11 protein-coding genes are annotated in these 10,850 nt (G+C 71.2%); 6 read left to right on the top strand and 5 right to left on the bottom strand.

The window, feature by feature from the left end:
* Positions 1-173 precede the first annotated feature (173 nt).
* The gene (locus tag ACI3KX_RS20980) at positions 174-902 is read right to left on the bottom strand and encodes a response regulator transcription factor (protein ID WP_308869607.1); all 729 of its coding nucleotides are present in this window, start codon (positions 900-902) and stop codon (positions 174-176) included.
* 242 nt (positions 903-1,144) lie between these two features.
* On the opposite strand from ACI3KX_RS20980, the gene ACI3KX_RS20975 reads away from it, so the two are divergent.
* Both ACI3KX_RS20975 and ACI3KX_RS20970 read left to right on the top strand, forming a co-directional pair.
* Positions 1,145-2,614 carry an ABC transporter permease gene (locus tag ACI3KX_RS20975; protein WP_404910955.1) on the top strand — a complete coding sequence of 490 codons (1,470 nt, stop codon included), beginning with the start codon at positions 1,145-1,147 and terminating at the stop codon, positions 2,612-2,614.
* Between the two features lie 65 nt (positions 2,615-2,679).
* Positions 2,680-3,405, top strand: a complete 726-nt coding sequence (locus ACI3KX_RS20970) for an ABC transporter ATP-binding protein (protein WP_404910954.1) — start codon at positions 2,680-2,682, stop codon at positions 3,403-3,405.
* Between the two features lie 20 nt (positions 3,406-3,425).
* Here ACI3KX_RS20970 and ACI3KX_RS20965 read toward each other — a convergent pair whose 3' ends face one another.
* Positions 3,426-4,415: an SDR family oxidoreductase gene (locus ACI3KX_RS20965; protein ID WP_404910953.1), complete on the bottom strand. Its 990-nt coding sequence runs from the start codon at positions 4,413-4,415 to the stop codon at positions 3,426-3,428.
* A gap of 104 nt (positions 4,416-4,519) precedes the next feature.
* Between ACI3KX_RS20965 and ACI3KX_RS20960 the strand changes: the two genes are divergently transcribed.
* Positions 4,520-5,863 (top strand): FAD-binding oxidoreductase, encoded by a 1,344-nt coding sequence (locus tag ACI3KX_RS20960; protein ID WP_363352987.1) that lies wholly within the window; start codon positions 4,520-4,522, stop codon positions 5,861-5,863.
* Between the two features lie 95 nt (positions 5,864-5,958).
* Here the strand turns inward: ACI3KX_RS20960 and gndA are convergent, their stop codons facing one another.
* Positions 5,959-7,446 carry an NADP-dependent phosphogluconate dehydrogenase gene (gene gndA, locus ACI3KX_RS20955; protein WP_404910956.1) on the bottom strand — a complete coding sequence of 496 codons (1,488 nt, stop codon included), beginning with the start codon at positions 7,444-7,446 and terminating at the stop codon, positions 5,959-5,961.
* Positions 7,447-7,700: 254 nt separating this feature from the next.
* Here gndA and ACI3KX_RS20950 point away from each other — a divergent pair, with 254 nt between their 5' ends.
* Positions 7,701-8,264 carry a gluconokinase gene (locus tag ACI3KX_RS20950; protein ID WP_404910952.1) on the top strand — a complete coding sequence of 188 codons (564 nt, stop codon included), beginning with the start codon at positions 7,701-7,703 and terminating at the stop codon, positions 8,262-8,264.
* On the opposite strand, the gene ACI3KX_RS20945 is transcribed toward ACI3KX_RS20950, so the two are convergent.
* Positions 8,249-8,371: a hypothetical protein gene (locus ACI3KX_RS20945; protein WP_284444971.1), complete on the bottom strand. Its 123-nt coding sequence runs from the start codon at positions 8,369-8,371 to the stop codon at positions 8,249-8,251. The genes ACI3KX_RS20950 and ACI3KX_RS20945 overlap by 16 nt on opposite strands.
* Positions 8,372-8,653: 282 nt before the next feature.
* Here ACI3KX_RS20945 and ACI3KX_RS20940 point away from each other — a divergent pair, with 282 nt between their 5' ends.
* A complete protein-coding gene (locus ACI3KX_RS20940; protein WP_363352984.1) occupies positions 8,654-9,289 on the top strand; it encodes a 50S ribosomal protein L25/general stress protein Ctc in 636 nt (211 codons plus the stop codon).
* Positions 9,290-9,469: 180 nt separating this feature from the next.
* A complete protein-coding gene (gene pth / locus ACI3KX_RS20935) occupies positions 9,470-10,054 on the top strand; it encodes an aminoacyl-tRNA hydrolase (protein ID WP_349427970.1) in 585 nt (194 codons plus the stop codon).
* A gap of 286 nt (positions 10,055-10,340) precedes the next feature.
* Here pth and ACI3KX_RS20930 read toward each other — a convergent pair.
* The coding region (locus ACI3KX_RS20930; RefSeq protein ID WP_404910951.1) for a hypothetical protein at positions 10,341-10,850 on the bottom strand (510 nt) is incomplete at its 5' end.

The following is a 10,850-nucleotide window of genomic DNA, read 5'->3' as shown; positions in this document are numbered from 1 at the left end:
GACGATGAGCTTGCGCTGCAGCGTCCACGGCGCGCGGCGGGGGAGCCGTTCGTCGGCGGGGGAGTCGGGGCCGGCCCCGGCGGGGGGTGCGGATTCATCGACGGATGCCGAGGCGACCGCGGCGGCATCCGTCCCCGGCTTCGTCCCGCTGGGCTCCGACCCGGTCCCGTCGGTCACTGGGGCGCCTTGATCATGTAGCCGACGCCGCGGACGGTGTGGATGAGCGGCTCGCGGCCGGCGTCGATCTTCTTGCGCAGGTACGAGATGTAGAGCTCGACGACGCTGGAGCGCCCGCCGAAGTCGTAGTTCCACACGCGGTCGAGGATCTGCGCCTTCGACACGACGCGGCGCTGGTTGCGCATGAGGTAGCGGAGCAGCTCGAACTCGGTCGCGGTGAGCTCGATCTCCTCGCCCGAGCGCTCGACCTCGTGGCTGTCCTCGTTCAGGGTGAGGTCGCCCACGCGGAGGATCGGCTCCGCCCCCGCGGCGTGAGCGGTGCCGGCGCGGCGCATGAGGCCGCGCAGGCGCGCCACGACCTCCTCGAGGCTGAACGGCTTCGTGACGTAGTCGTCACCGCCCGCGGTGAGGCCGGCGACGCGATCGCTCACGGCATCCTTCGCGGTGAGGAACAGCACCGGGACGTCGTCGCCCGCCTGCCGTAGGCGCTGCAGCACGGCCATGCCGTCGAGGTCGGGCATCATGATGTCGAGCACCATGGCGTCGGGCTCGAACTCGCGTGCGGACTGCAGCGCCTCGAAGCCCGAGCCGGCCGTCCGCACCTCCCACCCCTCCATGCGCAGCGCCATCGACAGCAGGTCGGTGAGCATCTGCTCGTCGTCCACCACGAGCACGCGGAGGTTCGAGCCGTCGGGACGCAGCAGGGCGGGTGCGGGGTTGGTCATGCGTCCATTGTGGATGCGTTCCTATGTGGTTCCTATGGCGCGCGCTATGCGCCGGCTGTGAAAACCGCTCGTCTCCGCGAGACCCCAGTGGCGGGACGAGACCGAGGGGAAACCCCAGGGTCTCGTCCTGCTGCTGGGGTCTCGCGGTTCATAAGGTCTCCATAGGCGCCGCTGGGGGTGTGCATCACGGCCCTTCGTAGCGTCCCCTCGACGGCGGCATTCCGCCCGCCAGGAGGAGACCCATGTACATGACCTATCTGCGGCGGGAGCTGGCCGGCCGCAAGAAGCAGACGATCATCGTGGCCGCCGGCCTCGCGATCGCCATCGCGCTCGTGATGATCGTGAACTCGCTCGCCGCCGGCGTGAGCGCCGCGCAGGCGCAGGCGCTCGAGTCGGTGTACGGCGTGGGCACCGACCTCACGGTCACGGGTGCCCAGGCCGAGCCCGGGCAGGGCGCCGCGCGGTTCGACTTCGGCGAGGACGGCGGCGAGACCGCCGACGACGGCACGACCGAGCTCAGCCAGTCGCGGCTGGTGACCGAGCCGATGCGTTCGACCCTCGACGCCACGACGCTCGACACGGTGGCCGCCGTCGACGGCGTGGAGTCGGCATCCGCTGCCCTCAGCCTCACGAACATGACCTTCTCGGGCGAGCTGCCGCAGCGGCCCGACGGCTCAGGCGACGACGCCACCCAGGCGCAGCCTCCGCAGCAGACCGAGGGCGGCGGCGGCTTCGGCGGCGGCTCGTTCGGCGTCGACTCGTTCACGGTGCTCGGCATCGACCCGGCGGCCGACGCCGTGGGCCCGCTTTCCGCGGTGGAGCTCAGCGACGGACGCGGCCTCGAGGCGTCCGACGAGGGCGCGTACGTCGCCGTGCTCGATGCGACCTACGCCACGACCGCGGGCCTCGCAGTGGGCGACACCATCGACGTCGGCGGCCAGGACTTCGAGATCGTCGGCCTCGTGGCCTCGACGTCCGACGAGGCCGACACCGCGTCGAACGCCTACATCCCGCTCGACGTCGCCCAGGAGCTCTCGGGGGCCGGCGACGTGATCTCGACGGTGTATGTGCAGGCAGAGTCCTCCGACGCGATCTCGTCGGTGCAGACGGCGCTCCAGGAGGACCTGCCCGACGCCACCGTGAGCTCGCAGTCCGATCTCGCCTCGACCGTGTCGGGGTCGCTCTCGAGCGCTTCGTCGCTCATCACGAGCCTCGGCACGTGGCTGTCGCTCATCGTGCTCGCCGTCGCACTCGTCCTCGCGGTGCTGTTCACGATCTCGGGCGTGTCGCGCCGCACGCGCGAGTTCGGCACGCTCAAGGCGATCGGCTGGTCCAACGGCCGCGTCGTCGGCCAGGTGGCGGGCGAATCGGTCGTCCAGGGCCTCATCGGCGGTGTCGTCGGTCTCGTGATCGGCTTCGCCGGCATCCTCGCCATCAACGTCATCGCCCCGACCATCTCGACGGCGCCCTCGACCCAGAGCTTCGGGCCCGGCGGCGACGGCGCCCAGATGCCCGGCGGAGGCCCCGGCACGTTCGGGAACGCCGTCATGCAGCAGACCGGCGCCGACATCGTGCTGCAGGCACCGGTCACGCTCTGGGTCGTCGTCGCGGCGGTCGGCATCGCCGTGCTCGGCGGACTCGTCGCCGGCGCCTTCGGCGGCTGGCGCGCTGCGCGGCTGAGCCCCGCCGAAGCTCTCCGATCCGTGGGCTGAGGCATCCCGTGTCCGGCACCATCCCCACCGCACCCGATTCCACTTCCACGAAGGGAGAGCACGTCATGACCATGATCGACATGGAGGCCGCCTCGGCTCCGGATGCCGCAGCCGCGGCGCAGTACCGGCTCGAGGGCGTCACCCGCACGTACACCCAGAAGGGCCGTGTCGTGAAGGCACTCGCCGGCGTCGACCTCACGATCGACGCGGGAGACTTCGTCACGATCCAGGGGCCCACCGGCGGTGGCAAATCGACGCTGCTGCAGCTGCTGGGCGCGCTCGACCGCCCGAGCAGCGGCTCCGTGCATCTCGGTGAGATCGACATCGCGACCGCGAGCAACCGCGAGCTCGGCCGCATCCGCGCGCACGAGATCGGGTTCGTGTTCCAGGGGTTCAACCTCATCCCGACGCTCACGGCGCATGAGAACGTCGACATGGCGCTGGAGCCGCTGGGACTCTCCCGGGACGAGCGCGCCACGCGGGTCGCCGAGGCCCTCGCGCACGTCGGCCTGGCCGAGCGCGCGGACCACCGGCCCGGCGAGCTGTCGGGAGGCCAGCAGCAGCGGGTCGCGATCGCGCGGGCGATCGTCAAGCGCCCGCGCGTGCTCCTCGCCGACGAGCCCACCGGAAACCTCGACGAGAGCATGCGCGACGAGATCCTCTCGGTGCTGCAGGCGCTCAACGACGAAGGGCTCACGCTCATCGTCGTCACGCACGACTCGGCCGTCGCGCGCCGCGCGCGGCGCCGGCTGCGGCTCGACAAGGGGACGGTGCGCGACATCACGCGCTGACGGGCGGCGTCCTCCGCAGATCAGCCCGCCGAGCGGGCATGGGCCGCGATGCGATCGAAGAGCGCGTCGCGGCCCTCGTCGATCCGCTGCTCCTCCGGGTGCGCGTCGTAATAGGCGAGGATGCGGCGGGCGCCCTCGTCGAAGGTCACCGTCGTGCGGAACTCGGGCACCAGCTGCGTCACCTTCGACGAGTCGAACAGCATGGAGTGGGCCTTGTCGCCGATGAGCGTGGGTCCGAGGTCCGGCGCGAACGCCGCGATCGTGTCGGAGGCGACGTGCACGAGGTCGGGGGAGTCGACGCCGGCGGCGTCGGCCAGCCAGCCGTAGATCTGGTTCCAGGTCGGTGCGTGCGTGCCGGTGATCGTGAATGCCTCGCCGATCGCCGCCGGATTGCCGAGCAGCCCGGTGAACGCGACCGCGAAGTCGTCCGAGTGCGTGATGGTCCACTGGCTCGTCCCGTCGCCGTGGACGATGACGGGACGGCCGGCGCGAATGCGCGCGATGTCGGTCCAGCCGCCGAGGGTCGGCAGCAGCCGCTCGTCGTAGGTGTGCGACGGCCGCACGATGGTCACCGGCAGGCCGCGCTCGCGATGTGCGGCGACGAGGACGTCCTCGCAGGCGATCTTGTCGCGCGAGTACTGCCAGAACGGGTTGCGCAGCGGCGTCGACTCGGTCACCGGCACCCTGCGCGGCGGCTTCTCGTACGCGGAGGCCGAGCTGATGAAGACGTACTGCCCGGTGCGTCCCTCGAACAGCTCGAGGTCGGTCGCGATGTGCTCGGGCGTGAAGGCCAGGAACTCGGCGACGACGTCGAACCGGCGGTCGCCGAGGGCGGTGCGCACTGAGCTCGGATCGCGCACATCCGCCTCGATCGACTCGACCTGCGGCGGCAGCGGACGTCGTGCGCTGCCGCGGTTGAGGACCGCGACCTCGTGCCCGAGAGCCACGGAGCGGCGAACGCACGCCGCGCTGATCGTTCCGGTACCGCCGATGTAGAGGATGCTCGTCACCCACGCGAGCCTACGCCCGGACGCAGGCGTCCCGGCGGAAGGCGCTCCCTCGCTGACGGCGAACATCTTCCCCGATGTCGGCGGTGAGCCCTAGCGTTGCGATCATGAGCAACGACGACCTCAGCGCCGGTTCCGTCGGCACCGTCATCCGTCCGGGCGATTCCGAATGGGAATCCGCCCGCCGTTTCCACTCCGGCATCGGCGAGCCCGCTGCCGTGATCCGCGCCGCCAGCGTCGATGACGTGCGCGGCGCCGTCCGCTACGCCTCCGCCGAGCGGCTCGAGATCATGATCCGCGGCGGCGGCCACAGCGCCTGGGGCGGCGTGCCCGGCGGCCTCACCCTCGACATCTCCGCGCTCGACGCCGTCGAGGTCGACGGCACCCGCGTGCGCGTGGGCGGCGGTGCACTGTGGGGCGCGGTCGCCCACACGCTCGCCGAACGCGGCCTGGGGCTCAGCTCCGGCGACACGGCATCGGTCGGCGTCGGCGGTCTCACCCTCGGCGGCGGCATCGGCTGGATGGTGCGGGCCTGGGGACTGGCCGCCGACCAGCTCGTGGGTGCGCAGCTCGTCACCGCCCGCGGCGAGGTGGTCGAGGTGACCGAGACCTCTCATCCGGAGCTCTTGTGGGCGCTCCGCGGCGGCGGCGGCAACTTCGGCGTCGTGACGCGGTTCGACTTCGAGGCGCACCCTCTCGACGGCGTCGTGCACGCCGTCTACGGACTCGAGGGCGATGCGCGCCCCGTCCTGCGCGTACTGCGTGAGGTCATGGCGGACGCCCCGCGCGATCTCACCGTCACCTACATGGACGTCCCGGCGATGGACCCGAATGCGCCGGCAGGCGCCTCTATCACGGCGGTCTGGGTCGGCACCGACGAGGATGCCGCGCGTCGCGCGCTGGCGCCCCTGGCGAGTGCGCCCGGGGTCACCGAGCGGGACTTCGGGGTGCAGGACTATCCCGACGTCCTGATGGAGGCCCCCGAGTTCGACCCCGAGCAGCCGATGCCGGGGTTCGTCGGCGGCAACACACTGCTCGGCGTCCTCGACGACGAGGCGATCGATCGTCTCGCCGCCTTCCGGGAACAGCGTCCCGCCTCTGTCGTGATGCTGCGTTCGCTGGGCGGCGCGTACGCAGACGTGGCGCAGGACGACTCGGCCTTCCCCGCGCGGGACGCGACATGGTTCGCGATGGCCGGCGCGTTCGACATCCCCGGCATGCTCGACGACGCGGGGCGTGCAGAGGCGAACGCCGCGTGGGAGGCCATCGAGGCCAAGGGGTCAGGCGTCTACGGCAACTTCACCGTCTCGACGGCCGACACGATCGTCCAGCGCATGTACCCGCCGGCGACCATGGCCCGCCTCGCCGCGATCAAGCGCGCGTGGGACCCGGGCAACGTGTTCTGCCGCAACCACAACGTGAAGCCCGTGCCCGACGGTCACGCCGGCTGAGACTCCGCGCCGCGCAGGCAGACGGCGAGGGCGGACCCCCGTGATGGGGATCCGCCCTCGCCGTGTGCGGGACGCGTCGGTCCGACGCGTCGCGGTCAGTGGGTGTCTTCGGCTTCGATCTCGGTGCGGTCGCCCGACCACAGCGTGTGGAAGGTGCCTTCCTTGTCGATGCGCTTGTAGGTGTGGGCGCCGAAGAAGTCGCGCTGGCCCTGGATGAGGGCGGCTGGGAGGCGCTCGGCGCGGAGTCCGTCGTAGTACGACAGCGACGACGAGAACGCGGGGGCGGGGATGCCGGCGCCCGCCGCCGTCGACACGATGCGGCGCCACGCGCCCTGCGCGCGGCCGAGGGCCTCGACGAAGTAGGGCGCGGTGAGCAGCACTGCCAGGTCGGGCGTCTCGCCGTACGCGTCGGCGATGCGGTTGAGGAACTGGGCGCGGATGATGCAGCCGGCGCGCCAGATCTTCGACACGGCGCCGAGGTCGATCTGCCAGTCGTACTCGGCGGCGCCGGCGCGGATCTCGTCGAAGCCCTGCGAGTAGGCGACGATCTTCGACGCGTACAGCGCGAGGCGCACGTCCTCGATGAACGCGTCGGTGTCCTCGACGGCCAGGCCTTCCTCCGGACCGGGGAGCTCGCGCGAGACCTCGCGCTGCTCGGGGTGCGACGACAGCGATCGGGCGAACGTGGCCTCGGCGATGCCCGACACCGGGACGCCCAGCGACAGCGCGGTCTGCACGGTCCAGGCGCCGGTGCCCTTGGCGCCGGCCTGGTCGAGGATGACGTCGACGAGCGGCTTGCCGGTGGCGGCATCCACCTGGCGCAGCACCTCCGCGGTGATCTCGATGAGGTACGACTCCAGCTCGCCGCGGTTCCACTCGGCGAACACGTCGGCGATCTCGGCCGGCGTCTTGCCGGTGCCGCGCCGGATGAGGTCGTAGGCCTCGGCGATGAGCTGCATGTCGGCGTACTCGATGCCGTTGTGCACCATCTTGACGAAGTGCCCGGCGCCGTCGTGGCCGATGTGCGTGACGCACGGCTCGCCCTCGGCGACCGCCGCGATCGACTTCAGGATCGGGCCGAGTGTGATCCACGACTCATCCGAGCCGCCGGGCATGATCGACGGGCCGAGGAGGGCGCCCTCCTCGCCGCCGGAGATGCCGGCGCCGACGAAGTTGATGCCGGTCTCGCGCACAGCCTTCTCACGGCGGATCGTGTCGGTGAACAGCGCGTTGCCGCCGTCGACGATGATGTCGCCCGGCTCGAACACCTCGACCAGCGCGTCGATGACGGCGTCGGTCGGCCGCCCGGCCTTGACCATGATGATCGCGGCGCGCGGCTTCTGCAGCGACGCGGCGAACTCCTCGTACGAGAACGCGGGCACGAAGCCGGCCTCGGGGTGCGTGGCGAGCAGCTCGTCGGTCTTCGACCGGCTGCGGTTGTGCACCGCGACGGTGTTGCCCTCACGGCTGGCGAGGTTGCGGGCGAGGTTGGACCCCATCACCGCGAGACCCACGACGCCGATGTTCGCCGTCGCTACACGATCGGCGTCGGGCCCCTGGGGCTCCGGGGTCTGGCGGGCCACATCCTCGGGTGCCGGTGCGGCCTCGTGTGCCGTCGTCGCCTCGTCAGGAGCCTGGTCCTGATCCGTCGAGATGTTGGTCTCGGCCTGATTGCCGCTCGCTGAAGGGTCGTTCGAAGACACACGCGCTCCTGAGGTTAGATCGTCTCTTTCAGCCTAGAGTCTGGCGCGTCCGTGTTACACCGCAGCGGCGGGATGCTCACACCCGGCCCCGGCAAGGTGTGACGCGTTGCCGGCCGTCGGCTACCGTGGCCGTCGTGACCGAGCCCTCGCATCCCGAGCCCGCCCCGCCGGGTGCCTCCGGTTCGCGCCCCGAGCCCGAGGGGCGCATCGTGGTGATGGGCCCGAGCGGTTCGGGCAAGTCCGCCGTGGGGCTGGCGCTGGCGCGGCGGCTCGGGCTGGCGTTCGTCGACGCCGACGACCTGCATCCTGCCGCCAATGTCGCGAAGATGGCAGCCGGCATCCCGCTCGACGACGAGGACCGGATGCCGTGGCTCGACGTCGTCGCCGCGACGCTGCACGATGCGCGCGGGGGAGCGGTGATGGCCTGCTCGGCGCTCGCCCGCCGCTATCGCGACCGCATCCGCGCGGGCGCCGCGGGAGTCGTCTTCGTGGAGCTGCGGGTGCCGCAGGACGAACTGGCCCGCCGCATGGGGTCACGCGAGCACTTCATGCCGTCGTCGCTGCTGGCCTCGCAGCTGCGCACCCTCGAGCATCTCGAGCCGGATGAACCGGGAGTCGTCGTCGCGGGGGATCCGCCGCTGACCGAGGTCGTGGATGCGGCGGTGGCGGCGCTCGAGCGGTATCAGTCCTTGCGGTAGCCCTGGCGCCCGAGGCTCCAGAACGCCAGCGCGGTCCCGAGGGCACCGACTGCGGCCATGGCGCCGATGAGCCAGAGAAGAGCGTGGCTCCAGAAGCCGTAGTCCATGGGGTCCTCCGTGGGGAGCGGGAAGCAGGTGCGTTCCTCATCGTAGCGGGGGCGCTGGTAGACTCGTGTCGAACTTCGGCGAGGGATGCCTCGCGCCTGTCGATTCCGGTGGGCTGCGGCATCCGTGATCGACGCAGTGATGCCGGCCCAACGGGCTTTCCTCACGCGCGTGCGTTCGAGTCGAAGACACCCCGAATACCCCGGGCCCGCCACCGCGCAGGCCGAGTCAGAACGGCCACGCGCCGCAGCTTACCGGGCCAGTGCGCCCACAAGGAGAACCCCATGTCGTCCGAGCCCGATACCAAGGTCCAGGCCGAGTTCCGCGAGAGCTTCGGCAAGGGCTTCGCCCGCCGCCTCCGCGCTGCCGGCAAGATCCCCGCCGTCATCTACGGTCACGGCACCGACCCCGTGCACGTCGCGCTGCCCGGCCACCAGGTCTCGCTGCTCATCCGCCGCGCCAACGCGGTGCTCGAGCTCGACCTCGACGGCAAGTCGCAGCTCACGCTTGTCAAGGACGTGCAGAAGGACCCGGTGCACCAGGTCATCGAGCACATCGACCTGCTCGTCGTGAAGAAGGGCGAGAAGGTCGAGATCGAGGTGCCGATCGTCGTCGTGGGCGAGTCCGCCCCCGGCACCATCGCGAACCTCGACAACACGACGGTCACCCTGCAGGCCGAGGCGACGCACATCCCCGAGCACATCGAGGTCGACGTCGAAGGCCTCGAGGACGGCACGCACGTCACTGCCGCCGACCTGAAGCTGCCGAAGGGCTCGGTGCTGATCGCCGACGCCGAGCTGCTCATCGTCGCCATCTCGGTCCCGGCTGCGACGCTCGCCGCCGAGGATGAGATCGCCGAGGCTGATGCCGAGGTCGCCGCCGAGCAGGCCGAGGCTTCGGAAGAGTCCGCCTCCGAGTAATCCCTTTCACGAAGTCGAGGGGGTGCGGATGCCGCACCCCCTCGCTCCGTCTCACCGGGTGCCGATCGCACCCACCCGTTCACTTGCGCTGAACGTACGCGACACGCCGGGCGAGTCGTGCGTTCAGCGCAAGTAGACCGATCTCGTCTGCGGCCGCGCCGCTCGGGCAGGATGGATGACATGGCAGAGTCGTGGCTGGTCGTCGGGCTGGGAAACCCCGGCCCCCGCTATGAGCCCACGCGGCACAACGTCGGACAGCTCGTCGTCGACGAGCTCGCCGGGCGGCGCGGCGAGTCCTTCAAGTCGCACAAGGCGAACGCGCGCGTCGTCGAGACCTGGCTGCGCCCCGGCGCGGCCAAGCTCATCCTGGCCAAGCCGAACACGTTCATGAACGTGTCAGGCGGTCCCGTCGCGGGGCTCGCCAAGTTCTACGGCATCGCCCCCGACCACGTGGTGGTCGTGCACGACGAGCTCGACATCCCTTTCGACACGATCAAGCTCAAGGTCGGCGGCGGGCACGGGGGCCACAACGGCGTGCGCGACGTCGCCAAGGCGCTCGGCACGGCGGATTTCCCGCGCGTCCGTGTCGGCATCGGCCGCCCCATGGGGCGGCAGGATCCCGCCGACTGGGTGCTCGACCCGTTCGGCGCCACCGAGCGCAAGAACCTGCCGATCCTCGTAGGCGACGGCGCCGACGCCGTCGAGCAGCTCGTCGCGGAGGGTCTTCTCGCCGCGCAGCAGAAGCACCACGCCCCCCGCGTCTGAGGCGGGGTGTCCGGACTCCGCCGTCCTCAATTGAGGAATCGTGCCGAGATGCGGGACCGTGGGCCCGAGTTGAGCCCTCGTTTCGGCTCCGGTCCTCACTTGAGGAGCGGATGCCGGGATGCGGCGCGGCGCGTGGGGTGATAGCCGCGTCTGAGGCCTGTCCTCAATTGAGGAACCGAGCTGAGATGCGGGCCAGTACGTCGAGATCCGCCCTCGTTTCGGCTCTCGTCCTCAACTGAGGAACACGCACAGTGAAGGCGGACGCGGCTCGCGGCAGCCGGGCCGATCAGGCGCCGACGCCGGTGCCGGCGGTGAGCCCGGCAGTGAGGAAGCCCTGGACCACGGCGCCGAAGATGATCGGGCCCAGCGCGGCGATGATCACGGCGGCGATGCCTGCGCCACGGCCGCGAGCGGTGACGATCGCGACCACACCCTGCACCAGAGCCCAGATGCCGAGCGCGGTCCCCACCCAGAACGAGAGTTCGCCCAGTAGCACCCAGTCGCGCACGGGAGTGAGGATCGACCAGTCGAAGTCGGTGTCGAGGGCCCCCGCGGTGATCTGGCGGCCGGCGCCGAGTCCGATGCGATAGCTCGCGATCGCCCCCACCAGACTCGCGCCGACGGTCGCGACGAGTGCGAGCGCGAGGGCGACGACACCGAGGACGCCGCTGCGCCTGGCCGGCGGGGCGCCGTACACCGGGGCGGATGCCGCGACCGGCGCCGCCGCGTAACCCGCGGGCGGGGCATACCCCGGCGGTGGGGCGTAAGCGCCGGCAGGCGGCGCGCAGCCCGGGGT

Source organism: Microbacterium sp. ZW CA_36, from assembly GCF_044987475.1.
Taxonomy (GTDB): Bacteria; Actinomycetota; Actinomycetes; order Actinomycetales; family Microbacteriaceae; genus Microbacterium.
Note: the sequence above shows the minus strand (reverse complement) of the source record. Positions and strands in the feature narration are given on the sequence as shown.